The organism is Pseudomonas fluorescens (assembly GCF_902497895.1).
In the GTDB taxonomy this organism is placed as follows: domain Bacteria; phylum Pseudomonadota; class Gammaproteobacteria; order Pseudomonadales; family Pseudomonadaceae; genus Aquipseudomonas; species Aquipseudomonas fluorescens_BP.
The window spans coordinates 136,672-160,830 of record NZ_CABVHQ010000004.1 but is presented as its reverse complement, the minus strand read 5'-3'; the positions used below and the strand labels follow the sequence as shown (position 1 = coordinate 160,830).

Below are 24,159 nucleotides of genomic sequence, written 5' to 3'. Positions count from 1 at the left end.
GAGAGGTGTCTAGTCCCTCGACCTGGTGAGCGTGGCTCTTCGTGCTCTTCGTTAAAAGAGAAAGAGCCGGTGTTCGGTCAAGCCTTCAGAGGCACCAGACGCGGAGCAATCATGTTTTCCGGGCGCAGGATGTCGGCGAGCATGGCGTCGTCGAGCAAGCCTTCTTCGCGTACCAGCTCCAGCACGCCGCGGCCGCTTTCAAGGGCGATGCGGGCGATGCGGGTGGCGTTTTCATAGCCGATGTACGGGTTCAGCGCAGTGACCAGGCCGATCGAATGCTCGACCAGTTCGCGGCAGCGTTCTTCGTTGGCGGTGATGCCGACGATGCAGTGCTCGCGCAGCATGTCCATGGCGCGTTGCAGCAGGCGGATCGAGTCAAAGATCTTGAAGGCGATCAAAGGCTCCATCACGTTCAGTTGCAGCTGGCCGCCTTCGGCCGCGATGGTCAGCGCCAGGTCGTTGCCGATGATCTGGAATGCCACTTGGTTGACGGCTTCCGGGATAACCGGGTTGACCTTGCCAGGCATGATCGAGCTGCCCGGCTGACGCGCTGGCAGGTTGATTTCATTGATGCCGGTGCGTGGGCCGCTGGACAGCAGGCGCAGGTCGTTGCAAATCTTCGACAGCTTGACCGCGGTACGCTTGAGCATGCCGGAGAACAGCACGAACGCGCCCATGTCGGAAGTGGCTTCGATCAGATCGGCGGCCGGTACCAGCGGTTGACCGCTGATGATTGCCAGGCGCGATACGGCCAGGTGCTGGTAGCGCGGGTCGGCGTTGATGCCGGTACCGATCGCGGTGCCGCCCAGGTTCACTTCAGTCAGCAACTCGGGAGCGAGGGTTTTCAGGCGCGCCAGATCTTCGCTCAAGGTGGTGGCGAAGGCGCGGAACTCTTGGCCCAGGGTCATCGGCACGGCGTCTTGCAGCTGGGTACGGCCCATCTTCAGGACGTGGTTGAACTCTTGACCTTTGTCAGCGAACGCCTGGATCAGGCTGTCGAGGCTGGCGAGCAGGGCGTCGTGACCGAGCAGCAAGCCCAGGCGGATAGCCGTCGGGTAGGCGTCGTTGGTCGACTGCGCCATGTTCACGTCGTTGTTCGGGTGCAGGTATTGGTACTCGCCCTTGCTGTGGCCCATGGCCTCCAGCGCGATGTTGGCGATGACTTCGTTGGCATTCATGTTGGTTGAAGTGCCAGCGCCGCCCTGAATCATGTCCACCACGAACTCTTCGTGGAAATCGCCGCGGATCAGACGGGCACAGGCTTCGCTGATGGCAGCGTGCTTGGCTTCGCTCAGGTGACCCAGTTCGCGGTTGGCGTCAGCGGCGGCCTGTTTGACCATTGCCAAGCCGACAACCAACTTCGGGTAATGCGAAATCGGAACGCCGGAGAGACGGAAGTTGTTCACCGCTCGCAGGGTCTGGATGCCGTAATACGCTTGAGCAGGTACTTCGAGTACGCCAAGCAGGTCTTTTTCTGTGCGGAAAGATGCAGCTGAGGACATGATAGAAATCATCTCGATATGGACCCGGTCGGTGCCGGAACACTGCAAATGCTAGGCTTGTGAAGAATTTTGGGCCAATGCTGTTAAACACTAGCCTATGCACATTCGGCATAATGTCCGTGTGACGCCGCGTATGCGGCGAGCGTGTGACCTAAATTGGTGCGTGTCCGGGAGGACGTGATGAATCTGGAAAGTAAATGGCTCGAGGATTTCAGTGCCTTGGCCGCCACCCGCAGCTTCTCCCAGGCTGCCGAACGGCGCTTCGTCACCCAGCCGGCGTTCAGTCGGCGGATCCGCAGCCTCGAGGCCGCACTGGGCTTGACTCTGGTCAACCGCTCGCGCACACCGATCGAGCTGACGGCGGCGGGGCAGCTGTTTCTGGTCACCGCGCGCACTGTGGTCGAACAGCTCGGTGAAGTGCTGCGGCACTTGCATCATCTGGAAGGCGGGCAGGGCGAAGTGATGCAGGTCGCTGCCGCCCACTCCCTGGCGCTGGGATTCTTCCCGCGCTGGATCGCGCAGTTGCGTAATGAAGGTTTGAACATCGCCACGCGGTTGGTGGCGACCAACGTCGGTGATGCGGTGCATGCGCTGCGTGAAGGCGGTTGCGATCTGATGCTGGCCTTTTACGACCCGGACGCAGCGATGCAGATGGACCCGGAAATCTTTCCTTCGCTGCACCTTGGGCATACCGAAATGCTCCCGGTTTGTGCCGCCGACGCCGACGGCAAACCGTTGTTCGATCTGGAAGGCGAGGCCAGCGTGCCGTTATTGGCCTACAGCGCCGGTGCTTTTCTCGGGCGCTCGGTCAATATGCTTCTGCGTCAGCGCGCCCTGCGTTTCACCACTGTCTATGAAACCGCCATGGCCGACAGCCTGAAAAGCATGGCCCTCGAAGGGTTGGGCATCGCCTGGGTGCCGCAACTGAGCGTGCGCGCCGAACTGGCTCGTGGCGAGCTGGTGGTCTGCGGCGGCCCGCAATGGCATGTGCCGCTGGAGATTCGTCTGTACCGGTGTGCGCTGGTGCGCAAGGCGAATGTGCGCTTGCTCTGGCGCAAACTGGAGGGTGGGGCGGCGCAGGGTACGTGAATTGCCGTGCAGGCAAGATCAAAAGATCGCAGCCTGCGGCAGCTCCTACGCCGAGCCAGTGTAGCCGCACGATTGCATGTGAACGCAAATCCCGTAGGAGCTGCCGCAGGCTGCGATCTTTTGATCCTGGCTGCTGACCTGAAAGTCAATAAAGCCGGGACTTTGGCCCGTATGACAGATGGTCGTAGAAGGGGCTGTTTATCTGCCTCTTTGCGGTATACTGCGCGGCCTTTGGCCGGTTCGACCGGCCTGAATTCGTACAACAAGCCACGCCGGTTCTCCCGCGTGGCTTGTTGTTTTTTGACGCGCCTGCGGGCGCCCAGAGAGAAGAGGCACGACGATGAGTGCACTGGTTGGCGTGATCATGGGCTCCAAGTCCGATTGGTCCACCCTTAGCCACACCGCCGATATGCTGGAAAAGCTCGGCATTCCTTACGAGGTGAAGGTGGTTTCCGCCCACCGCACCCCGGACCTGCTGTTCCAGTACGCCGAAGAGGCCGAGGAACGCGGCATCGAGGTGATCATCGCTGGCGCCGGCGGCGCGGCGCATTTGCCCGGCATGTGTGCGGCCAAGACTCACCTGCCGGTACTCGGCGTGCCGGTGCAGTCGTCAATGCTTTCGGGCGTCGATTCGCTGCTGTCCATCGTGCAGATGCCCGCTGGCATTCCGGTGGCGACCCTGGCGATCGGCAAAGCCGGCGCAATCAATGCTGCGTTGTTGTCCGCGAGCATCCTCGGCGCCAAGCACCCGCAATTTCATACGGTGCTGAAAAAATTCCGTGCTGAGCAGACAGACAGCGTCCTGGAAAATCCAGACCCACGCATCGCCTGAGGTTGTTGACGATGAAGATCGGTGTAATCGGTGGCGGCCAGTTGGGTCGCATGTTGGCTCTGGCGGGTACACCGCTGGGGATGAACTTCGCTTTCCTTGACCCTGCGCCAGATGCTTGCGCAGCGGCCTTGGGCGAACATCTGCGGGCCGATTACGGCGATCAGGATCACTTGCGTCAACTGGCCGACGAAGTCGATCTGGTGACCTTCGAATTCGAAAGCGTCCCGGCTGAAACCGTGGCATTCCTGTCGCAGTTCGTGCCGGTTTACCCGAGCGCCGAAGCCCTGCGCATTGCCCGCGATCGCTGGTTCGAGAAAAGCATGTTCAAGGACCTGGGGATTCCTACTCCCGCGTTTGCCGACATTCAATCGCAAGCCGATCTGGACGCCGCCGTTGCTTCCATCGGCCTGCCTGCCGTGCTGAAAACCCGCACCCTGGGCTACGACGGCAAAGGCCAGAAAGTCCTGCGCACCCCGGCCGACGTGGTGGGTACCTTCGCCGAACTGGGCAGCGTTGCCTGTCTGCTGGAGGGCTTCGTGCCGTTCACCGGCGAAGTTTCGCTGATCGCCGTACGTGCTCGCGATGGCGAAACCAGGTTCTATCCGCTGGTTCATAACACCCACGACAGCGGGATCCTCAAGCTGTCCGTGGCCAGTACCGACCACCCGCTGCAAGCCTTGGCGCAAGACTATTCCAGCCGTGTGCTCAAGCAGCTGGAATACGTCGGCGTGATGGCATTCGAGTTCTTCGAAGTCGACGGTGGCCTCAAGGCCAACGAAATCGCCCCGCGGGTCCACAACTCCGGTCACTGGACCACCGAAGGCGCCGAATGCAGCCAGTTCGAAAACCACTTGCGGGCGGTTGCCGGTCTGCCGCTGGGATCGACCGCCAAGGTCGGCGAAAGCGCGATGATCAACTTCATCGGCAAGGTGCCGGAGACCGATAAGGTCCTGGCCATCGCCGATTGCCATCTGCACCACTATGGCAAAGCGTTCAAGATCGGTCGCAAGGTCGGTCACGCCAACTTGCGCTGCGCCGACAGGGCCACCCTTGAGCAGCAGATTCTCAGGGTCGAAGCGCTGATCGCCGAGTAACTATCCTCGTGGCCGGGGGAACCTTCGTTCCTCACCGTTCTCTGATGGCAGGATGCCAAAGTCTGTCTAGGCTTTGGCATAGCCAATTCATACAGAGGGAAATGTCATGGGAATTATCGGAACCATCTTTATCGGCTTGATCGTTGGTCTGCTGGCACGTTTCCTCAAACCCGGCGATGACAACATGGGTTGGATCATGACCATTCTGCTCGGTATCGGCGGTTCACTGGCAGCAACCTATGGCGGCCAGGCATTGGGCATCTATCAGGCGGGCCAGGGCGCGGGCTTCATCGGTGCATTGGTAGGCGCCGTGGTGTTGCTGGTGGTCTACGGCCTGGTCAGAAAGAACTGATATAGCGACAAGGCCCTCTCTGCCCCGCACGTGGAGAAGGGTGGGCCTGTCTCGAAAATGGTGTTCCGCATTTCCGAGACAGGGCACTAGAATGCTCGGCGTTCCACCGTCCCCTCCTTGCCGAGTACCTCATGCGCCGTCTTCTGTTGACTCTCCTCTTGCTGGGCAGTGGCCTGGCCCATGCCGCTGAACTGCCGGAAACCGACTGGCTCGAATTGATGCCCAAGTCGGACCAGAAAGCCCTCGAGCAAATGCCGGAAATCGACCATGACTCGCCTGAGGCCAACGGGACATTTACCGAAAACGGTGGCCTGAAGCAGAGCAAAGGCCTGCCCGCGGTGATGTATTCGAGCAAAACCGTGCCGGCGATGAACGACAAGCACATCCGTATTGGTGGCTACCCGGTGCCGCTGGAGACCGATGCCAAAGGCCGCAGCACCCTGTTCTTCCTGGTGCCTTATCCGGGCGCCTGCATCCACGTACCGCCGCCACCGCCCAATCAACTGGTGCTGGTGCGTTATCCGCAGGGGTTGAAGCTGGATGATATCTACACGCCGCTGTGGGTGACCGGCATCCTGAAGGTGGAGACGGTCACCAACGACCTGGCTGATGCGGCGTATGCGCTGGATGCGGTGAAGGTGAGGGTGGTGCAAGAGGCGGATTTGTAACGCCTGAGTTCGCCTGGCGCAGAACCTGTGGCGAGGGGGCTTGCCCCCGCTGGACTGCGCAGCAGTCCCAAAACCTGCAATCGAGTTCTGTCAGCAGGAACCTATTGGCTGGTTTTACGACCGCTTCGCGGCCGAGCGGGGACAAGCCCCCTCGCCACAGTTCTACAATGCCTTGCTGGCAACACTCACACCCAGGGTATGACTCGCCCCTGGCGCCAGCGTCACCACGTCATCCATCACATTCGCTGTCTCGATGCACAGCATGCGCTGCCAGCCGTCGTCGGCCATGTCGCCGAAGCGGGCGGCGCGCTCGATCCAGGGGTTCCAGATCACCGCCGAGCGTGAACCACGGCTGGTCAGCTGAATACGCCGCTCCCAGGCCGGGTCGACAATGCTCAGTTGTTCGGGCGTATCCAGATAGATGCGGTCGGTTTCTCCGGTAAAGCGCAGATCACCGGCCTGAGTGCAGGTTTTCCAGTCGTCCAGGGTCTCGATATAGTTCAACCCGTCCAACCCTTCGACGTGCACGTTGCGCACATCGCTGACGGCGAAATAGCTGTGCAGCGCCTGGCTGATGCTCACGCTTTCAGTGCCCGGATTGTGGCTGGTGAGGCTGATGTGCAGTTGCTCATCCAGACGAATGTTCAACTTCAACTCGACTGTATGGGGCCAGCCCGGCAAACCGTCTTCAGGCTGTGGCAGGACGAATTCGACATTCAGGTTTTCACCCTCGGCTTCGATTCCGGCCAGCTCCCAGTCTATCGCCCGTACCAAGCCGTGGGCGGTGGCGGGTTCAGTGCTCTGGCGCATGTCCTGAACGCTTTGCGGATTGCGCGCCAGATTGCCGAACCACGGCCAGCACACCGGAACCCCGGCACGAATGCTTTTGCCGGTTTTGAACACGGCCTCATCGTTGAGCCAGATCAGCGGCGGTTGCCCAGCCAGCTGATAACTGAGGATGTGCGCGCCTTGCTGGGCCACCAGCAATTCGGCCTGACCGTGACGGATGCGCCAGCAGTTCAGCTCATCCAGTTTCACGGCTTCAACGTTGGGCATAGGCATGCTGCAATCTCACTCGGGAACATTCACTGCAATGGACCCGCAAAGGGCCCAGGAGTTTAACGCCGTGGCGGCACTGAACGGGTGCGTCCGCTGCCATCGATGGCGACGAAGACAAATACGGCTTCAGTCACTTTACGCCATTCGCTGGATAGCGGATCGTCGCTCCAGACCTCGACCATCATTTGAATCGAGCTGCGGCCGATTTCCAGGGCCTGGGTGTAAAACGACAGTTGCGCGCCGACCGCGACCGGCACCAGAAAGGCCATACGGTCGATAGCAACGGTGGCTACGCGCCCACCCGCCACTTTGCTGGCCATTGCCGTGCCAGCGAGGTCCATCTGCGCCACCAGCCAGCCACCGAAAATATCGCCAAAGCCGTTGGTTTCGCGAGGAAGCGCGGTAATTTGCAGGGCCAGATCGCCTTGCGGAATTGGATCTTCTTGTTCGAGCTCTATCATGCCGGGGGTGCCTCTGACCCGTGACTCTCTCTGGTACTTCAGGTGAATAGCCGTCTTGGGAAAAACGATTCAGCCCGAACATACTACGTTCGTCGCGTTTTTCGTAAGGCGTACTAAAGGGAAACTCTGCGAAACCGGCTGAATGCTCTTCCAACTGCGTTTTCGCACAGCAACCCTTTCAAGTCGTTACAGATTGCGAGTATATCGGTCGGTAGACCCCGCGACGACCGTCCGGTTCTCATTTTGACCGCCAATTACGCACATCTATGTGCTTTTTCGAACAATTTGCTATCGTGCCGAACCTGTAAGGCCTCAATCAGCGCTGTTGCGGCTTTCAGATCCGACTAATAAGAGAAGCCCTTGCCATGACCAGTGTGCCCTCGAGCATTGCGCAGCCAGCGCAACCCGCACGTCCGTTGACCCGTAACGACTACAAGACTTTGTCGCTGTCTGCCTTGGGTGGGGCGCTGGAGTTTTACGACTTCATCATTTTCGTGTTCTTCGCCACGGTGGTCGGCAAGTTGTTCTTTCCGGCGGACATGCCGGAATGGCTGCGCCTGATGCAGACCTTCGGGATTTTCGCGGCCGGGTATCTGGCCCGGCCACTGGGCGGCATCGTCATGGCGCATTTTGGCGACCTGCTGGGGCGCAAGAAGATGTTCACCCTGAGCATCTTCATGATGGCCGTGCCCACGTTGATCATGGGGTTGCTGCCGACCTACGCGCAGATCGGCATGTGGGCGCCCATCCTCTTGCTGCTGATGCGGGTGATCCAGGGCGCGGCCATTGGCGGCGAAGTGCCTGGCGCCTGGGTATTTGTATCCGAGCATGTGCCGCAACGTCACATCGGCTACGCCTGCGGCACGCTGACCTGCGGCCTGACCGCCGGAATCCTGCTCGGCTCGCTGGTCGCCACCGCGATCAACGGCATTTACACCCCCGAGCAGGTCGCCGATTACGCCTGGCGAATCCCGTTCCTGCTGGGTGGGGTATTCGGCCTGTTCTCGGTGTACCTGCGTCGCTGGCTGCACGAAACTCCGGTGTTCGCCGAACTGCAACTGCGCAAAGCCCTGGCCGAAGAAGTGCCATTGCGCGCGGTGCTGCGCGACCATCGTGGGGCGATCGCGATCTCGATGCTGCTGACCTGGTTGCTCTCCGCAGGCGTCATTGTGGTCATTCTGATGACCCCGACGGTGCTGCAGACCATCTACCATTTCTCGCCGACCACTGCGTTGCAGGCCAACAGTCTGGCGATCGTCTTCCTGAGCCTGGGCTGCGTGGCTGCCGGCGCACTGGCTGACCGTTTTGGTGCCGGCCGGGTGTTCGTGTTTGGCAGTGGGGCGCTGTTGCTGACCTCCTGGACCTTCTACCACAGCCTGTTCAACCACCCTGACTGGTTGTTCCCGCTGTATGCGCTGACCGGCCTGTTCGTCGGCACCATCGGCGCGGTGCCGTACGTGATGGTCAAGGCCTTCCCGGCCGTCGTGCGTTTCAGCGGCTTGTCGTTTTCCTACAACCTGGCCTACGCAATCTTCGGCGGACTGACTCCGATGGTCGTCACCTGGATGCTCAAGGAAAGCCCGTTGGGCCCGGCTTACTATGTGGCGATTATTTGCAGCATGGGGTTGTTGGTGGGGCTGTATTTGTGGAAGAAGGGGCGTTGATATGAGAGTGGCGAGGCCTGAAGCGAACACATGTGGCGAGGGGGCTTGCCCCCGCTGGAGCGCGAAGCGGTCTCAAATAGCGGTACATGCGTTTTATCAGGCAGAACTCATCGGCTGAATTACGACTGCTTCCTCAGCCGAGCGGGGGCAAGCCCCCTCGCCACAGGTTCTGGGCGGCCCGCCCCTACGTTGTGCCCTCCCTCAAAGGCCAGCCTTCTAATCGAATGCTGGCCTTTCATCTAATTGTCATATTACAGTCATAGAGTGTTCACACGGCCCAAAGATACTTGGCCCGACTTAACACACCTATCTGCTAGGAGTAAGGCATGAAACTGAAGCGTTTGATGGCGGCAATGACGTTTGTCGCTGCTGGCGTTGCGACTGCCAATGCGGTTGCCGCTGTTGACCCTGCTATCCCGAGCTACACCAAGACCACCGGTGTGTCGGGCAACTTGTCCAGCGTCGGTTCCGATACCCTGGCGAACCTGATGACCCTGTGGGCCGAGAACTACAAAAAAGAATACCCGAACGTCAACATCCAGATTCAGGCTGCCGGCTCCTCCACAGCGCCACCCGCGCTGACTGAAGGCACCGCTAACCTGGGCCCGATGAGCCGTAAGATGAAGGACAACGAGCTGCAAGCCTTCGAAACCAAATACGGTTACAAGCCGACCGCTATCCCGGTCGCTGTGGATGCCCTCGCCGTGTTTGTGCACAAGGACAACCCGATCAAGCACCTGACCATGGAACAAGTCGACGCGATCTTCTCCTCGACTCGTCTGTGCGGCGCCAAAGCCGACGTGAAAACCTGGGGTGACCTGGGCGTGACCGGCGACCTGGCCAACAAGCCAGTGCAACTGTTCGGTCGTAACTCGGTATCCGGCACCTACGGCTACTTCAAAGAAGAAGCCCTGTGCAAAGGCGACTACAAGCCAAACGTCAACGAACAACCAGGTTCGGCGTCGGTTGTGCAATCGATCAGCAGCTCGCTGAACGGCGTCGGCTACTCGGGCATCGGCTACAAGACCGCCAGTGTGAAAACTGTGGCCCTGGCCAAGAAAGGCAGCACTGAGTTCGTTGAAGACACCGAAGAAAACGCCCTCAACGGCAAATACCCGCTGTCGCGTTTCCTCTACGTCTACGTCAACAAAGCCCCGAACAAGCCTCTGGCCCCGCTGGAAGCCGAGTTCGTGAAACTGATTCTGTCCAAACAGGGTCAGGAAGTGGTGGTGAAAGACGGCTACATCCCGCTGCCAGCCAAGGTTGCTGCCAAAGCACTGGCTGACCTCGGTCTGCAGGAAGGCGCTGCAGTCGTAAAAAAGTAACACCGTAGGAGCCGAGCTTGCTCGCGATGGGGTCGCCGCGTTTTTCAACTTGAAATCGGGTCGCTCCTATCGCGGGCAAGCCTCACTCCTACAAGGCTAAGGTTTGCCGCGGTGACAGCATCGCCGGCAAGCCGGCCTCTCTAATTTTCGCTCCGCTGCCAGTTCTCACGGGCGGCGGATTTGTCGCGTCACTGCACTGTCATGTTTTTGTCATAAAGGATCGCTAGGGTGTGCGAATGAATGATCTGGCCAATTCCACCATGACTACAAATCCCCCCAAGCGAATTGACTTCAATACGCCTGAGCTGCAACGCAAGCGCCGCATGCGCGCGCTTAAAGATCGCCTGACCCGCTGGTACGTGCTGATCGGTGGTCTCGCCGTCCTCGGCGCAATCACCCTGATTTTCTTCTTCCTCGGTTACGTGGTGATGCCGCTGTTCCAGGGTGCCGACCTGACCGCGAAAGACGCCATCACTCCGGCCTGGATGCAGGATGCCGGCAAGCCGCTGATGATATCCCTTGAAGAACAGAACCAGGTCGCCATGCGGGTTTCCGACAAGGGCCAGGCGTTGTTCTTCGATATCGACAGTGGCGCCGAGCTGCGCCGCGTCGATCTGCCGATCCCGGCGGGTGTCAGCGTTTCCTCCATCGGTGAAGATCAGCCGGGCAGCCCGCTAGTGATCGTCGGCCTGTCCAACGGCCAGGCTCTGGTGTTCCGTCACACGTATAAGGTGACCTACCCGGACAGCAAGAAGACCATCTCACCGGCCATCGAATACCCATACGGTGAAACGCCGATCGCGCTCGATGAACAAAGCCGTCCTCTGGAACACGTCAGCCTCAATGCCACCGATTCGGCCCTGGTGGTTGCCGGGTCTACCGGTTCGCAACTGCACGTGCTGTCGCTGACTAAAGAAGAAAACATGATGACCGGTGAAGTCACCAGTGATCAGGTGCGCATCGATTTGCCGCAAATGACCGAGCCGGTCAAAGCCATCTTCGTCGACCCGCGTCAGCAATGGCTGTACGTGCTCAATGGGCGTGCTCAGGCCGACGTGTTCAGCCTGCGCGACAAGAGCCTCAACGGTCGCTACAAGCTGCTCGACAACGGCGAAGCCGAAGTGACCGCCAGTACCCAGCTGGTGGGCGGTATCTCGCTGATCATCGGTGACTCCAAGGGTGGCCTGGCCCAATGGTTCATGGCCCGCGACCCGGATGGCGAACAGCGCCTGAAACAGATCCGGACCTTCCAGATGGGCACCACGCCGATCGTCGAAATCACTGCTGAAGAACGTCGCAAAGGCTTCATCGCCCTGGACGCCTCGGGCAAGCTCGGCGTGTTCCATAGCACCGCACACCGCACCTTGCTGGTCGATCAAGTGGTCGAGGGCACCGGGATCTTCGGTCTGTCGCCACGGGCCAACCGGGTGATCGTCGAAGAGGGCGGCAAGCTGCAACCGCTGCTGTTGGAAAACCCGCACCCGGAAGTTTCCTGGAGCGCGTTGTGGAGCAAGGTCTGGTACGAGAACTACGACGAGCCTAAATACGTCTGGCAATCGACCGCCGCCAATACCGACTTCGAACCCAAGCTGAGCCTTTCGCCGCTGACGTTCGGTACGCTGAAAGCCGCGTTCTACGCCATGCTGCTGGCCGCCCCGCTGGCCGTTGCCGCCGCGATCTACACCGCTTACTTCATGGCCCCGGGCATGCGCCGCAAGGTCAAGCCGGTGATCGAGTTGATGGAAGCGATGCCGACGGTGATCCTCGGCTTCTTCGCCGGTCTGTTCCTGGCGCCGTACGTGGAAGGGCATTTGCCAGGGATCTTCAGCCTGCTGCTGTTGATGCCAATCGGCATCCTGGTTGCCGGCTTCACCTTCAGTCGCCTGCCTGAGTCGCTGCGCCTGCGGGTACCGGATGGCTGGGAAAGCGCGATCCTGATTCCGGTGATCCTGTTCGTCGGCTGGCTCTCGCTGTACATGAGCCCGTACATGGAAACCTGGTTCTTCGGCGGCGACATGCGCATGTGGATTTCCCACGACCTGGGCATCACCTACGACCAGCGCAACGCCCTGGTGGTCGGTCTGGCCATGGGGTTTGCGGTGATCCCGAACATCTACTCGATCGCCGAAGACGCCGTGTTCAGCGTGCCGCGTGGCCTGACCCTGGGTTCCCTGGCGCTCGGCGCCACACCATGGCAGACCATGACCCGCGTGGTGATCCTCACTGCCAGCCCGGGCATCTTCTCGGCCTTGATGATCGGCATGGGCCGTGCGGTGGGCGAAACCATGATCGTGCTGATGGCCACCGGTAACACCCCGGTCATGGAAATGAACCTGTTCGAAGGCCTGCGCACTCTGGCCGCCAACGTCGCGGTGGAAATGCCCGAATCGGAAGTCGGCGGCAGCCACTACCGCGTGCTTTTCCTTTCGGCGCTGGTGCTGCTGTTGTTCACCTTCGTCATGAACACCCTCGCCGAGCTGATCCGTCAGCGTCTGCGCAAGAAATACTCGTCGCTTTAAGAAAGGTAGAAGTCTGTGAAACAGAACTCCCTGAAAGGATGGTTCAAGAGCGGCGCCCCAGGCGTCTGGATCAGCGGTGGCGCGGTGTCCATCGCGGTCATCATGACCATCGGCCTGCTGGCCGTGATTGCCGTGCGCGGCTTGGGCCACTTCTGGCCGGCGGACCTGGTGCACGCCCATTACAACGTTCCTGGCCAAGCCAATCAGCTGGTCGTCGGCGAAGTGGTGCAGAAAGAACAAGTACCCCGTGAGCGTTTGAAAAGTGCTGGCCTGCCAGTACCCGATCAAGGCCCGGAGTTCATGACCCGCGAGCTGATCAAGGTCGGCAACCGTGACCTGAACGGTACTGACTTCACCTGGATCGTCGGCGAGTGGCTGACCAACCAGACCACGCCGCCGGAACTGATGGCCATCGAACGGCGTGAGTGGGGCAACTTCTACGGCTACCTGGTCAACGTCAAACAGGACGGCAAGGTCATCGCTGAAGGCGAGGCGGCCTGGCCGGAGCTGCAAGCCCGGGTCGAGCGCGTCAACCAGCTTGCCGCACAGCTGAAAACCCTCGAGAAATCCGACATCGGCGCGATCAACGCCGGCCTCGAACGCCTGCGTTTGCAAGCCCGGAAGCTGGAACTGGCGGGCAAGCTCGACGCCGCAGCTCAAGCGGATATGGACGGCGAACGCGCCGAACTGAACAGTCGTTACAAGGCAATCGAAGCGAAACTCGATGACCTGCACGCCCAGTTCAACCGCGACAGCCTCACGGCTCGCGATGCCAACGGCAAAGAAGTGGAAATCAGCATCGGCAAAGTGGTGCACGCCTACCAGCCGAACGCTATGAGCCAGCTGACCAAAATCAGTTTCTACTTCAGCAAGGTCTGGGAATTCCTCAGCGACGATCCACGTGAAGCCAACACTGAAGGCGGGATCTTCCCGGCGATTTTCGGCACCGTGATGATGACCCTGATCATGGCGATGATCGTCACCCCGTTCGGCGTGCTGGCGGCGGTCTACTTGCGTGAGTATGCCCGTCAAGGCCCGATGACCCGGCTGATCCGTATTGCCGTGAACAACCTCGCGGGCGTTCCGGCCATCGTTTACGGGGTGTTCGGTCTGGGTTTCTTCGTCTATGTGCTGGGTGGTTCGGTGGACCGCTTGTTCTTCCCTGAAGCGCTGCCGGCGCCGACCTTCGGTACCCCGGGCCTGCTCTGGGCGTCGCTGACCCTGGCATTGCTGGCGGTGCCGGTGGTGATCGTCGCCACCGAAGAAGGCCTGGCGCGGATTCCTCGCACCGTGCGTGAAGGTTCGTTGGCGCTTGGCGCGACCAAGGCGGAAACGCTGTGGAAGATCGTCCTGCCAATGGCCAGCCCGGCGATGATGACCGGCATGATCCTCGCCGTGGCTCGCGCCGCCGGTGAAGTGGCGCCGTTGATGCTGGTGGGTGTGGTGAAACTGGCGCCGTCGCTGCCGGTGGATGGCAACTACCCGTACCTGCACCTGGACCAGAAAATCATGCACCTGGGGTTCCATATCTACGACGTCGGCTTCCAGAGCCCGAACGTCGAAGCCGCGCGGCCGCTGGTATACGCCACGGCACTGCTGCTGGTCATGGTGATCGCCACGCTCAACCTGTCGGCAGTGTGGATTCGTAACCACCTGCGCGAGAAGTACAAAGCTTTGGATAGTTAATCGCCGCCCCCTGTAGGAGCGAGCTTGCTCGCGATAGCCGCGCAGCGGCGGGGTATCAGTTGCACCGCGTCATCGTTAGCGTCCATCGCGAGCAAGCTCGCTCCTACAGAAGAGCAGAACCGCAGGCCCCGCGAGGGCGGCGGCCAACCGAAACGAATTTGTTAGCACAGGGAGCCTCCCATGCAGCACGAAGCACATAGCCACGGCATCAACATGTCCGCCCTGGGGCGCGACAAGCAAAGCCTGAGCCTGGCGCAAGAAACCGTGGCCATCGAAGTTCCGGGCCTGAGCCTGTACTACGGCGATAAACAAGCGCTGTTCGATGTCAGCCTGAACATTCCCAAGCAGCGCGTGACCGCCTTTATCGGCCCGTCCGGCTGTGGCAAGTCGACGCTGCTGCGCACGTTCAACCGGATGAACGATCTGGTTGACGGTTGCCGCGTGGAAGGCGAAATCAATCTGTACGGCAACAACATCTACCGCAAGGGCGAAGACGTCGCCGAGCTGCGTCGCCGGGTCGGGATGGTGTTCCAGAAGCCCAACCCGTTCCCGAAAACCATCTATGAAAACGTGGTCTACGGCCTGCGCATTCAAGGCATCAACAAGAAGCGTGTGCTCGACGAAGCGGTAGAGTGGGCGTTGAAGGGCGCGGCCCTGTGGGATGAGGTCAAGGACCGTCTGCACGAGTCGGCACTGGGTCTGTCCGGTGGTCAGCAGCAGCGTCTGGTGATTGCCCGCACCATCGCCGTGGAGCCGGAAGTCCTGTTGCTCGACGAACCCTGCTCGGCGCTGGACCCGATCTCGACGCTGAAGGTCGAAGAGCTGATCTACGAGTTGAAGTCCAAGTTCACCATCGTCATCGTTACTCATAACATGCAACAGGCTGCCCGGGTTTCCGACTACACCGCGTTCATGTACATGGGCAAGCTGGTGGAATTCGGCGACACCGATACCCTGTTCACCAATCCGGCCAAAAAGCAGACCGAAGACTACATTACAGGGCGCTATGGCTAGGAAGCAGCGGCAAGCCGCAAGCTTCAAGCGGCAAGTAAAAGCGGTTCAGCGTAACGACACAGATAGCTTGCAGCTTGTAGCTTGCAGCTCACAGCTTTTGCGGAGCAAATCATGATTTCGAAGGAAGGCCTTACCCACCACATCTCCCAGCAGTTCAATGCCGAGCTTGAGGAGGTGCGCAGCCACCTTCTGGCCATGGGCGGTCTGGTAGAGAAACAGGTCAATGATTCGGTGACCGCGCTGATCGAAGCCGACTCGGGTCTGGCCCAGCAAGTGCGCGAAATCGACGACCAGATCAACCAGATGGAGCGCAACATCGACGAAGAATGCCTGCGCATTCTGGCCCGTCGCCAACCGGCTGCGTCCGACCTGCGGTTGATCATCAGCATCTCCAAGTCGGTGATCGACCTGGAGCGCATTGGCGACGAAGCCACCAAAATCGCCCGGCGTGCCATCCAGTTGTGCGAAGAAGGTGAAGCCCCGCGCGGCTACGTCGAAGTCCGGCACATCGGTGACCAGGTGCGCAACATGGTCCGCGATGCGCTGGACGCGTTCGCCCGTTTCGATGCCGATCTGGCGTTGTCGGTGGCGCAGTACGACAAGATCATTGACCGCGAGTACAAGACTGCGCTGCGTGAGCTGGCCACCTACATGATGGAAGACCCGCGCTCTATCTCGCGGGTCTTGAGCATCATCTGGGTCCTGCGTTCGCTGGAACGGATCGGCGATCACGCCCGTAACATCTCGGAGCTGGTGATTTATCTGGTGCGTGGCACCGACGTGCGGCACCTGGGCCTCAAGCGCATGAAGGAAGAAGTTGAAGGCACTAGCGCCGAAAACGCTAATGTTCCGGGCAAAACTGACGATAAGTAAGATTGCCCGAGAAAGAACGCCCGGCCTTGAGGTCGGGCGTTTTTGTTTGTGGTTTTCGAATTCATAGCACCCGCGAACGAAAAGAGTCCCGGAGTGACTGAAGAGTTTTGGCAAATTGCCATCAGCGAAGCATGATGCTGACCGGGATTTTTGAAGGGGTGGTCGATGAATAAGGTGAGTGTGTTGGTGGTAGATGACGCTTCGTTCATTCGCGACCTGGTGAAGAAGTGCCTGCGCAACTACTTTCCGGGCATCAAGATCGAAGAAGCGGTCAACGGCAAAAAGGCTCAGACCTTGCTGGCGCGCGAAGCCTTTGATCTGGTCCTGTGCGACTGGGAAATGCCGGAATTGTCCGGTCTCGAACTGCTGACCTGGTGCCGTGAACAGGACCACCTCAAGACCCTGCCGTTTGTCATGGTCACCAGCCGTGGCGACAAAGAGAACGTGATCCAGGCGATTCAGGCCGGGGTTTCCGGCTACGTCAGCAAGCCCTTCACCAACGAGCAGTTGCTGACCAAGGTCAAACAGGCCCTGCACAAGGTTGGCAAACTCGAGACCTTGCTGGCCAGCGCCCCGACCAAAATGAACTCGGCGTTCGGCAACGACTCCCTCAGCGCCCTGACCGGCGGCAAGTCCGCAGTGGTCAAGCCCGTTGCGGCGCCTGCTGGACCTTCCCAAGGCCTGCTTAACTGCCCGCCAGTCAGAGCTGCGACGAGCTCGGCATCCTCGCCTGGCGGCCGTGGCCAAGGCCAATTGCGTCTGCCCAATGGCACTCAGCAATGCGCGATCAAAGCCCTGAGCCTCAAGGAGGCGCTGTTGGTGGTCCGACGCACTGAAAGCCTGCCACAGGTGCTCGACAGCGCGGTGCTCGATCTGGAGCAGGGCGACCACGCCGAAGTGGCCCGCCTCAACGGCTACCTGCACGCGGTCGTGGCCTACGAACAGAAACCGGACAGCGACTGGCTGCAACTGACCTTCCGCTTCGTCGACCAGGACGCGCAGAAGCTCGACTACATCTCACGGTTGATTGCGCGTGGTACGGTGCTGAAGCATTTTGTGCCGGGGGCATAAGCGCCGCCTTTGAAAGATCGCAGCCTGCAGCAGCTCCTACGGGTGCACGACGTGCTTTTGAAACATCTGCCGATTACGCGGGTCCATTGCACCTGCTAGTCTGCGTTCCACGCTTCACTCGACAGATTCTTGCCCATGCTCGCGCGATCACTGCTTTTCTGTGGCCTTTTCATGGTCGCCACTTCGGCCGTGGCCATGACGATTTACAAATCCACCAATGCCAATGGCGTGGTCTCCTACAGCGACCGCCCCACCAGCGGCTCCCAGGTGTTCGTGTTTCGCGATCGGATGGTCGAGCAGCTCGATCACCAGGTTCGTCTGGATATCAAGAAACAGAAGGGCGTGGACAGCGTCTTCGTGCGCAACGATTTGTATGCCCCGGTGGAGATCGAGCTGAGTTTCGCCGGGCTGGAGAATGTCAGCGGCGCGCCGAGTCGGCCGATCCGCCGGGTTTTACCGGCGCGCAGCAACTTGCGCCTGGCGCTGCTCACGGCGACACGAGCCGGCAAGCCGCTGGCCTATACCCCAAGCTTTCGTTATTCGCTGGGTGACCCTTCAGGGGCCGCACAGGCCTATCGTTATCCGCTGCCCTGGCAAGGTGGGCCATTTCGCCTGACGCAAGGCGCCAATGGCCAGTACAGCCACTTCGGAGTCAAGAGTCGGTACGCCATGGACATCGCCATGCCGGAAGGCACGCCGATCATCGCGGCCCGTGGCGGGGTGGTGGTAAAGACCGAGAACTCCCAGACCGGGCGCGGTACTGACCCCTCCGGCAACTTTGTCCGGGTGCTGCACGACGATGGCACCATGGGCGTCTACCTGCACCTCAAGCGAGGTTCTGTGAATGTCCGGGAAGGGCAGCGGGTGGCGGTGGGCAGCGCGCTGGCGCTGTCGGGCAATACCGGCAACAGCAGCGGCCCGCATCTGCACTTCGTGGTGCAGCGCAATACCGGGTTGGGGTTGGTGTCGATTCCGTACCAGTTCAATCAGCCGGTGGGCAACCTGCCGAATTTTGCGTTGGGCAAGCAATAGTCCGATACACCGCACTGAATTGTGGCGAGGGGGCTTGTTGTGGCGAGGGGGCTTGCCCCCGTTCGGCTGCGCAGCAGTCGTAGAACCTGTGAATGCGGTGTGCGTGACAATACGTGATTGCAGATTTTAGGGCCGCTTCGCAGCCCAGCGGGGGCAAGCCCCCTCGCCACAACAGCCCCCTCGCCACAGGGGATCGCATGCGACTTCATCAATCCAGCATCAACACCTTGGCCAGCACGATTTTCGGGCCTTTCATCTTTTTGATGATGATCCGCAAGCCTTCGACTTCCAGCACTTCTTCCTCTTCCGGCACCCGCTTCAGGGTTTCGTAGATCAGACCGGCGAGGGTTTCGGCTTCGATGTGGTCCAGGTCGATGCCCAACAGGCGTTCGACTTTGAACAGCGGCGTGTCGCCGCGCACCAGCAGCTTGCCCGGTTGGTAAGCGAGGATGCCGCGTTCGGCCTTGCGGTGTTCGTCCTGGATGTCGCCGACCAGCACTTCCAGCACGTCTTCCATGGTCAGGTAACCGATGATGTTGCCGTCGGCTTCTTCCACCAGGGCGAAGTGCGAACCGCCCTTGCGGAACTGCTCGAGCAACTGCGACAGCGGCATATGCCGGGACACACGCTCCAGCGGCCGGGTCAGTTCGGCGAGGTTGAACGACTCGGGAATATGGTCCAGCGCTGCCAGTTCCAGCAGCAGATCCTTGATGTGCAGCAGGCCGACGAACTCATTGTGCTCGGTGTCGTAGACCGGGTAGCGGCTGAATTTGTGGCGACGGAACTGCGCAAGAATTTCCTTGAGCGGTGCGTTGAACTCGATCGACACCAGGTCCTCACGGGAGTTGGCCCAGTCGACCACTTCCAGTTCGCCCATTTCCACGGCCGAGGCCAGTACCCGCATGCCCTGGTCGCTCGGGTCCTGGCCACGACTGGAGTGCAGGATCAGCTTCAATTCTTCGCGGCTGTAGTGATGATCGTGATGCGGGCCGGGTTCGCCTTGGCCGGCGATCCGCAGGATGGTGTTGGCGCTGGCGTTGAGCAGGTAAATGGCCGGGTACATTGCCCAATAGAACAGGTACAGCGGCACCGCGGTCCACAGCGACAGCAGCTCGGGTTTGCGAATCGCCCAGGATTTGGGGGCCAGTTCACCGACCACAATGTGCAGGTAGGAAATGATGAAGAAGGCGGTAAAGAACGACACGCCTTTGACCACTTCAGCAGACTCTACGCCCCCCGCACTGAGCAGCGGCGCCAGCAAATGCGCGAACGCGGGTTCACCGACCCAGCCCAGGCCCAGGGAGGCGAGGGTGATACCCAATTGGCAGGCGGACAGGTAGGCGTCGAGCTTGCTGTGTACGGTGCGCAGGATCTGCCCGCGCCAGCCATTTTTATGGGCAATGGCCTCGACCTTGGTCGAGCGCAGTTTGACCATGGCGAATTCGGCCGCAACGAAGAAACCGTTGAGCAAAACCAGGATAAATGCAAAAAGGATCATGCCGAAGTCGGCGAAGATTGTCGCGAGGGTGATACTCGGGGAAGGGTCCATGGTGGAGTTTTGCAGGTTCCGTATATTCGAAAAGAAAGTGGATAGCTGTTGCCTGAAAGGCAGGTCCAAGTCAGCCAATGTAGCGGCTGACAGGGCGATTGCCTAGTGGCGAGTCACTGCCGGCGCTAGTCGGTCAGGCTGCCGGCCCTGGATTTCGTGACCTGGGCGGGCGCGAAATGGCAGGTGAAGGTGCTGCCATGGCCCGGCACGCTGCTGATTTCCATCCGTGCGCGGTGGCGCAGCAGCACGTGTTTGACGATGGCCAGGCCCAGGCCGGTGCCGCCAGTGTTGGAGTTGCGGCTGGAGTCGACGCGATAGAAACGTTCGGTCAGCCGCGGCAAGTGTTTGCTGTCGATGCCGATGCCGGAGTCCTGGACACTGAGGTGCGCGCCTTGTTCGTCGCCCCACCAGCGAATGCGGATATTACCTTCGGCCGGGGTGTACTTCACCGCGTTGAACACCAGGTTGGAAAATGCACTGCGCAGTTCGACCTCGCTGCCCTTGAGCAAAATCGACGGGTCGGCTTCCAGTGTGATGCCTTGATTGCGTTGCCCGGACAAGGCCTGGGCATCGTTCTTGATCGATTGCAGCAGGCTGTCGATCGCCACTGGCTGGTTGTCCGACGGATAATCAGTGGCTTCCAGCTTGGCCAGCAGCAACAAGTCATTGAGCAGGGTCTGCATGCGTCCGCCTTGCTGCTGCATTTGCTGCAAGGCGCGGGTCCACCGCGGGTTCACCTCGTCAACGTTATCGAGCAAGGTTTCCAGATAGCCGCAAATCACTGTCAGCGGAGTACGCAGCTCATGGGACACGTTGGCGATGAAGTCTTTGCGCATCTGTTCGAGCTGATGAATACGGGTGACATCACGCACCAGCATCAAATGTTCGTTATTGCCGTAGCGGGTGATGTATAGCTGAATGCGCAGCCGATCGTTGATCGGCGAAGGGATTTCCAGCGGTTCGGCGTAGCTGTCCTGCTCGAAATATTCCTTGAAGCGCGGGTGACGTACCAGGTTGGTCACTGGTTGACCGCTGTCTTGCGGGGTTTTCAGGCCGAGCAGGGTTTCTGCGGCGCGGTTCCACCATTCCAGGTTGCCGTCGCTGTCGAGCATGATCACCGCGTCTTTGAGCGCGGCAGTGGACTCCTGGACCCGGTCGATGACGGCTTGCAGGCGTCCGCGGACCCGCTGGTCGCGGCGTTGCAGATGGTAGATGCTGTCGAACACTTCGCCCCACAGGCCATAGCCATCGGGCGGGGCTTCGTCGGATTTGTGCAGGCGTAGCCATTCATGCAGGCGTAGCAGCTGCTTGAGGGTCCAGGCCAGGTAGAGCGCCAGGCCAACGGCCAGGCTCCAGCCGTAGTAGCCGCTGATCAGCCCGACCAGCAAACAGCCGGTAACCAGGAGCAGCATGTGGCGGATCAGGGTGCCATGCCAGTTTTGGTTCACTTGAACGCGCGTCCTTGTCTACTTGTCTGGCGGGTATTGGGCGTATCAGCCTTTGGTAGAAAAGCGATAGCCGGTACCGCGCACGGTTTGTACCAGATTCTCATAAGCCTCGCCGAGGGCTTTGCGCAGCCGACGGATATGCACATCGACTGTGCGCTCCTCGACATACACGTTGCCGCCCCAGACCTGATCGAGCAGTTGCCCGCGGGTGTAGGCGCGCTCTTGGTGAGTCATGAAAAATTGCAGCAAGCGGTATTCGGTGGGGCCCATCTCGGCCGGTTTGCCGTCGATGGTCACACGGTGGCTGATCGGGTCGAGCAGCAGGCCGCCGACTTCGATCGGCGATTCGCCTTCGGTCGGGCCAGCGCGGCGCAGTACGGCCTTGAGGCGGGCGACCAGCTCACGCGGGGAAAAGGGTTTGGTGATGTAGTCATCGGCGCCGACTTCCAGGCCCTGGATCTTGTTGTCCTCTTCACCCTTGGCGGTGAGCATGATGATCGGGATATCCCCGGTCAGCTCATCGCGCTTGAGGCGTCGGGCCAATTCGATGCCCGAAGTGCCGGGGAGCATCCAGTCGAGCAGAATCAGGTCGGGCTTGCGATCGACGATGATGGCATGGGCCTGCTGGGAGTTTTCCGCCTCCATGCAGTCGTAGCCGGCCATTTCCAACGCAACGGCGATCATCTCGCGAATGGGCGCTTCGTCGTCGACTATCAGAATGCTCCTGCCAACCATGCTCAGTCCTCTTGTCATTTAACTGTCTTGCGCCGCATTAGATAACGGAATTATTGCAGTCGTGTGACAGTATTCTAGCGCCACGGCAATCAACGCGTTCCTGAACTAAGCTCTAAGTCCGAATCCTGACAACCACAAGAGGAAGGTTTCCATGTCTTACAGCACTGTTTCCTGGAAAACGCTATTGGTAACTGCCGCACTGGCCCTGCCGGGGCTGACGTTTGCCGCAGAGCCAGTAATGATGAAAGACGGCATAGCGGTCGACCATAAAGGCATGGCGGTGTACACGTTCGACAAAGACAGTGCTGGCAAGTCGATGTGTAACGATGACTGTGCCAAGAACTGGCCACCGTTGATGGCCCCGGCGGGCGCCAAAGCCGAAGGCAAGTGGACGACCATCAAGCGTGATGACGGCAAGATGCAATGGGCTTACGACGGCAAGCCGTTGTACACCTTTGTGAAGGACGAAAAACCGGGAGAGATGAAGGGCGACGGCATGAAGAACGTCTGGCACGTGATGCGCGAGTCGCAGAAGTAGCCGACTCTAGCCACCTGTGGGAGTGTGGCTTGCCCGCGACGAGCGATGCCGCGCAATGCCTGTAAAGCGCGGTATTCGCTTCGCGGGCAAGTCGGATCGCCGCTTCGCCGCTCCCACAGGGTTTTTGTCCGGCGCGGTCAGTGCACCGCGTAATCCAGCACGATCCCGACAAAGATCGCCAAACCTGCCCAATGGTTGTGCAAAAACGCCTTGAAGCAGCGCTGCGGATCCTTCCCGCGGGTGTACCAGAATTCCCAGACAAAACATGCCGCCGCCGCCAGCAGGCCGAGGTGGAACCAGCCACCCAATTCGAAACGCGCCCCCGCCAGCAACAGGCAACCCAGTGCCAGCCCCTGCAGGGTGAGGATGATCGCCCGATCCGCATCGCCGAACAGGATCGCGGTGGATTTCACGCCGATCTTCAGGTCGTCGTCGCGATCGGTCATGGCGTAATAGGTGTCGTAGCCCACGGTCCACAGCAGGTTGGCGATATACAGCAGCCACGCGGCGGCCGGCAGGTCACCGGTCTCGGCGGTAAACGCCATCGGCATACCCCAGGAGAACGCCGCACCCAGCACCACCTGCGGGTAGTAGGTATAACGCTTCATGAAGGGGTAGCAGGACGCCAGCGCCAGCCCGCCGAACGACAGCCAGATAGTCGTCGAATTGGTGCACAACACCAGCAAAAAGCTCAGGCTCATCAGCACGGCAAAGAACACCAGCGCCTCTTTGGAGCCGATCCTGCCGCTGACCAGCGGACGCTGCGCAGTGCGTTTGACGTGGCCGTCGACCTTGCGATCGGCCCAATCATTGATCACGCAACCACCGGCACGCGTCAGCACTACGCCAAGGACGAAGATCACCACGTTGCTCAGCGATGGCGAACCCTTGCCGGCAATCCATAGCGCCCAGAGGGTCGGCCACAGCAGTAGATAAATGCCGATCGGCTTGTCCATGCGGGTCAGTTGAATGAAGTCCCAGGCCCGTGGGTTCAGGCGATTCAGTGATTTGAGCAGGCTCAGGTACATCAACAGTTCTCCGGATGGGCGCTCGCGGCGCGCCAAAGGGTCGGGAGGAATATCTCGGCTACCAATACGCTCAAGGCACCCCGGTCAAAACGCGAGCGCCGCCCCCAAAGTCCGGGAACCTGGGACTCTGCCGGCAGCCATTGCATGGGGTAATGACAGACTTCGATGGCGCGGCGCTGGAACGCCTGATCGCAGAACAACAGTTCGCCCAGCGAGCGGCTGCCGAGTTCATCCATGTTCAACCCGCCATCCTGCAAGGCACTGCGCGCCGCCACGCTACGGGCAAAAACCCAGGCTTGGCCATGGCCGCGTAAATACACCTCGCGGACCCAGCCCTCACTCTTCTCGGGCAGGTCCAGCGCGGCGCATTCGTCGTCACGCAAGGTTTGCCAGCCCTCGAACAGCGGAGTGACACTGAAGCCGTCATTCGACAACCGGGTCAGACGGCGGGTCAGTGAACCTTCATCGAACAACCAGTCGAGGGTTCGCGCGTCGGGGAGGGGCGACAGCCGGCGTTGAGGCAACCAGACGGGGGCAGCGGGGAGGGGCGTAGAGTGCGGCACAGTGAGTCATTATTGGCAGCAAATGAGGCGGCGAGCTTACCATGTCGACAGGCGATT

General features: G+C 60.3%; 22 protein-coding genes. 14 read left to right on the top strand and 8 right to left on the bottom strand.

Annotation, left to right across the window (positions count from 1 at the left end; all coding sequences use genetic code 11):
- Window positions 1-77: 77 nt before the first annotated feature.
- On the bottom strand, window positions 78-1,502 hold the full coding sequence (gene aspA / locus F8N21_RS03555) for an aspartate ammonia-lyase (RefSeq protein ID WP_150640801.1): 1,425 nt from the start codon (window positions 1,500-1,502) through the stop codon (window positions 78-80).
- Window positions 1,503-1,682: 180 nt separating this feature from the next.
- On the opposite strand from aspA, the gene F8N21_RS03550 reads away from it, so the two are divergent.
- The 5 genes from F8N21_RS03550 (at window position 1,683) to F8N21_RS03530 (ending at window position 5,537) form a co-directional block, all read left to right on the top strand.
- The gene (locus F8N21_RS03550) at window positions 1,683-2,591 is read left to right on the top strand and encodes a LysR substrate-binding domain-containing protein (protein ID WP_150640800.1); all 909 of its coding nucleotides are present in this window, start codon (window positions 1,683-1,685) and stop codon (window positions 2,589-2,591) included.
- Between the two features lie 340 nt (window positions 2,592-2,931).
- Complete coding sequence (gene purE / locus F8N21_RS03545) at window positions 2,932-3,423, top strand: 5-(carboxyamino)imidazole ribonucleotide mutase (RefSeq protein WP_150640799.1); 492 nt, start codon at window positions 2,932-2,934, stop codon at window positions 3,421-3,423.
- Window positions 3,424-3,434: 11 nt separating this feature from the next.
- Window positions 3,435-4,517, top strand: a complete 1,083-nt coding sequence (locus F8N21_RS03540) for a 5-(carboxyamino)imidazole ribonucleotide synthase (protein WP_150640798.1) — start codon at window positions 3,435-3,437, stop codon at window positions 4,515-4,517.
- Window positions 4,518-4,623: 106 nt separating this feature from the next.
- Entirely contained in the window at window positions 4,624-4,869 is a 246-nt protein-coding gene (locus F8N21_RS03535; RefSeq protein WP_150640797.1) for a GlsB/YeaQ/YmgE family stress response membrane protein, read from the top strand.
- Window positions 4,870-5,000: 131 nt separating this feature from the next.
- Window positions 5,001-5,537, top strand: a complete 537-nt coding sequence (locus F8N21_RS03530; protein ID WP_150640796.1) for a DUF3299 domain-containing protein — start codon at window positions 5,001-5,003, stop codon at window positions 5,535-5,537.
- Window positions 5,538-5,699: 162 nt separating this feature from the next.
- Here F8N21_RS03530 and F8N21_RS03525 read toward each other — a convergent pair whose 3' ends face one another.
- Window positions 5,700-6,599, bottom strand: coding sequence for a D-hexose-6-phosphate mutarotase (locus F8N21_RS03525; protein WP_150640795.1), 900 nt, complete (start codon window positions 6,597-6,599; stop codon window positions 5,700-5,702).
- Window positions 6,600-6,655: 56 nt separating this feature from the next.
- Window positions 6,656-7,057: an acyl-CoA thioesterase gene (locus F8N21_RS03520; RefSeq protein WP_150640794.1), complete on the bottom strand. Its 402-nt coding sequence runs from the start codon at window positions 7,055-7,057 to the stop codon at window positions 6,656-6,658.
- Window positions 7,058-7,422: 365 nt separating this feature from the next.
- Here F8N21_RS03520 and F8N21_RS03515 point away from each other — a divergent pair, with 365 nt between their 5' ends.
- The 8 genes from F8N21_RS03515 to F8N21_RS03480 all read left to right on the top strand — a co-directional run bounded on the left by F8N21_RS03515 (window position 7,423) and on the right by F8N21_RS03480 (window position 18,241).
- Window positions 7,423-8,721, top strand: a complete 1,299-nt coding sequence (locus F8N21_RS03515; RefSeq protein ID WP_150640793.1) for an MFS transporter — start codon at window positions 7,423-7,425, stop codon at window positions 8,719-8,721.
- A 326-nt stretch (window positions 8,722-9,047) separates the two neighbouring features.
- Window positions 9,048-10,046 (top strand): phosphate ABC transporter substrate-binding protein PstS, encoded by a 999-nt coding sequence (locus F8N21_RS03510; RefSeq protein WP_150640792.1) that lies wholly within the window; start codon window positions 9,048-9,050, stop codon window positions 10,044-10,046.
- A 485-nt stretch (window positions 10,047-10,531) separates the two neighbouring features.
- A complete protein-coding gene (locus F8N21_RS03505; protein WP_191624179.1) occupies window positions 10,532-12,565 on the top strand; it encodes an ABC transporter permease subunit in 2,034 nt (677 codons plus the stop codon).
- A 15-nt stretch (window positions 12,566-12,580) separates the two neighbouring features.
- A complete protein-coding gene (gene pstA / locus F8N21_RS03500; RefSeq protein WP_150640790.1) occupies window positions 12,581-14,251 on the top strand; it encodes a phosphate ABC transporter permease PstA in 1,671 nt (556 codons plus the stop codon).
- 180 nt (window positions 14,252-14,431) lie between these two features.
- Window positions 14,432-15,265, top strand: a complete 834-nt coding sequence (gene pstB / locus F8N21_RS03495; RefSeq protein WP_150640789.1) for a phosphate ABC transporter ATP-binding protein PstB — start codon at window positions 14,432-14,434, stop codon at window positions 15,263-15,265.
- Window positions 15,266-15,376: 111 nt separating this feature from the next.
- Complete coding sequence (gene phoU, locus F8N21_RS03490; RefSeq protein ID WP_150640788.1) at window positions 15,377-16,138, top strand: phosphate signaling complex protein PhoU; 762 nt, start codon at window positions 15,377-15,379, stop codon at window positions 16,136-16,138.
- 165 nt (window positions 16,139-16,303) lie between these two features.
- On the top strand, window positions 16,304-17,209 hold the full coding sequence (locus F8N21_RS03485) for a response regulator (RefSeq protein WP_150640787.1): 906 nt from the start codon (window positions 16,304-16,306) through the stop codon (window positions 17,207-17,209).
- 135 nt (window positions 17,210-17,344) lie between these two features.
- Window positions 17,345-18,241 (top strand): peptidoglycan DD-metalloendopeptidase family protein, encoded by an 897-nt coding sequence (locus F8N21_RS03480; protein ID WP_150640786.1) that lies wholly within the window; start codon window positions 17,345-17,347, stop codon window positions 18,239-18,241.
- A gap of 208 nt (window positions 18,242-18,449) precedes the next feature.
- On the opposite strand, the gene F8N21_RS03470 is transcribed toward F8N21_RS03480, so the two are convergent.
- The 3 genes from F8N21_RS03470 to phoB all read right to left on the bottom strand — a co-directional run bounded on the left by F8N21_RS03470 (window position 18,450) and on the right by phoB (window position 21,973).
- Window positions 18,450-19,790 (bottom strand): hemolysin family protein, encoded by a 1,341-nt coding sequence (locus F8N21_RS03470; RefSeq protein WP_150640785.1) that lies wholly within the window; start codon window positions 19,788-19,790, stop codon window positions 18,450-18,452.
- 125 nt (window positions 19,791-19,915) lie between these two features.
- On the bottom strand, window positions 19,916-21,202 hold the full coding sequence (gene phoR / locus F8N21_RS03465; RefSeq protein ID WP_263597292.1) for a phosphate regulon sensor histidine kinase PhoR: 1,287 nt from the start codon (window positions 21,200-21,202) through the stop codon (window positions 19,916-19,918).
- Window positions 21,203-21,283: 81 nt separating this feature from the next.
- Window positions 21,284-21,973: a phosphate regulon transcriptional regulator PhoB gene (gene phoB, locus F8N21_RS03460; RefSeq protein WP_150640783.1), complete on the bottom strand. Its 690-nt coding sequence runs from the start codon at window positions 21,971-21,973 to the stop codon at window positions 21,284-21,286.
- A 151-nt stretch (window positions 21,974-22,124) separates the two neighbouring features.
- Here phoB and F8N21_RS03455 point away from each other — a divergent pair, with 151 nt between their 5' ends.
- Window positions 22,125-22,511: a hypothetical protein gene (locus F8N21_RS03455; protein WP_150640782.1), complete on the top strand. Its 387-nt coding sequence runs from the start codon at window positions 22,125-22,127 to the stop codon at window positions 22,509-22,511.
- A gap of 137 nt (window positions 22,512-22,648) precedes the next feature.
- On the opposite strand, the gene ubiA is transcribed toward F8N21_RS03455, so the two are convergent.
- On the bottom strand, window positions 22,649-23,539 hold the full coding sequence (gene ubiA / locus F8N21_RS03450) for a 4-hydroxybenzoate octaprenyltransferase (RefSeq protein WP_150640781.1): 891 nt from the start codon (window positions 23,537-23,539) through the stop codon (window positions 22,649-22,651).
- A complete protein-coding gene (locus F8N21_RS03445; protein WP_150640780.1) occupies window positions 23,539-24,102 on the bottom strand; it encodes a chorismate--pyruvate lyase family protein in 564 nt (187 codons plus the stop codon). The genes ubiA and F8N21_RS03445 overlap by 1 nt, the downstream gene beginning before the upstream one ends.
- Between the last annotated feature and the right edge of the window lie 57 nt (window positions 24,103-24,159).

What these genes read in the sequence shown, in the direction of transcription:
- phoR (WP_263597292.1), bottom strand. Translation starts at nt 21,202, where the DNA reads ATGCTGCTCCTGGTTACCGGCTGTTTGCTGGTCGGGCTGATCAGCGGC.
- F8N21_RS03510 (WP_150640792.1), top strand. Translation starts at nt 9,048, where the DNA reads ATGAAACTGAAGCGTTTGATGGCGGCAATGACGTTTGTCGCTGCTGGC.
- F8N21_RS03515 (WP_150640793.1), top strand. Translation starts at nt 7,423, where the DNA reads ATGACCAGTGTGCCCTCGAGCATTGCGCAGCCAGCGCAACCCGCACGT.
- F8N21_RS03505 (WP_191624179.1), top strand. Translation starts at nt 10,532, where the DNA reads ATGCAGGATGCCGGCAAGCCGCTGATGATATCCCTTGAAGAACAGAAC.
- F8N21_RS03455 (WP_150640782.1), top strand. Translation starts at nt 22,125, where the DNA reads ATGTCTTACAGCACTGTTTCCTGGAAAACGCTATTGGTAACTGCCGCA.
- F8N21_RS03540 (WP_150640798.1), top strand. Translation starts at nt 3,435, where the DNA reads ATGAAGATCGGTGTAATCGGTGGCGGCCAGTTGGGTCGCATGTTGGCT.
- aspA (WP_150640801.1), bottom strand. Translation starts at nt 1,502, where the DNA reads ATGTCCTCAGCTGCATCTTTCCGCACAGAAAAAGACCTGCTTGGCGTA.
- F8N21_RS03520 (WP_150640794.1), bottom strand. Translation starts at nt 7,057, where the DNA reads ATGATAGAGCTCGAACAAGAAGATCCAATTCCGCAAGGCGATCTGGCC.
- F8N21_RS03550 (WP_150640800.1), top strand. Translation starts at nt 1,683, where the DNA reads ATGAATCTGGAAAGTAAATGGCTCGAGGATTTCAGTGCCTTGGCCGCC.
- phoB (WP_150640783.1), bottom strand. Translation starts at nt 21,973, where the DNA reads ATGGTTGGCAGGAGCATTCTGATAGTCGACGACGAAGCGCCCATTCGC.
- F8N21_RS03535 (WP_150640797.1), top strand. Translation starts at nt 4,624, where the DNA reads ATGGGAATTATCGGAACCATCTTTATCGGCTTGATCGTTGGTCTGCTG.
- F8N21_RS03480 (WP_150640786.1), top strand. Translation starts at nt 17,345, where the DNA reads ATGCTCGCGCGATCACTGCTTTTCTGTGGCCTTTTCATGGTCGCCACT.
- ubiA (WP_150640781.1), bottom strand. Translation starts at nt 23,539, where the DNA reads ATGTACCTGAGCCTGCTCAAATCACTGAATCGCCTGAACCCACGGGCC.
- pstB (WP_150640789.1), top strand. Translation starts at nt 14,432, where the DNA reads ATGCAGCACGAAGCACATAGCCACGGCATCAACATGTCCGCCCTGGGG.
- phoU (WP_150640788.1), top strand. Translation starts at nt 15,377, where the DNA reads ATGATTTCGAAGGAAGGCCTTACCCACCACATCTCCCAGCAGTTCAAT.
- purE (WP_150640799.1), top strand. Translation starts at nt 2,932, where the DNA reads ATGAGTGCACTGGTTGGCGTGATCATGGGCTCCAAGTCCGATTGGTCC.
- F8N21_RS03530 (WP_150640796.1), top strand. Translation starts at nt 5,001, where the DNA reads ATGCGCCGTCTTCTGTTGACTCTCCTCTTGCTGGGCAGTGGCCTGGCC.
- F8N21_RS03485 (WP_150640787.1), top strand. Translation starts at nt 16,304, where the DNA reads ATGAATAAGGTGAGTGTGTTGGTGGTAGATGACGCTTCGTTCATTCGC.
- F8N21_RS03525 (WP_150640795.1), bottom strand. Translation starts at nt 6,599, where the DNA reads ATGCCTATGCCCAACGTTGAAGCCGTGAAACTGGATGAGCTGAACTGC.
- F8N21_RS03470 (WP_150640785.1), bottom strand. Translation starts at nt 19,790, where the DNA reads ATGGACCCTTCCCCGAGTATCACCCTCGCGACAATCTTCGCCGACTTC.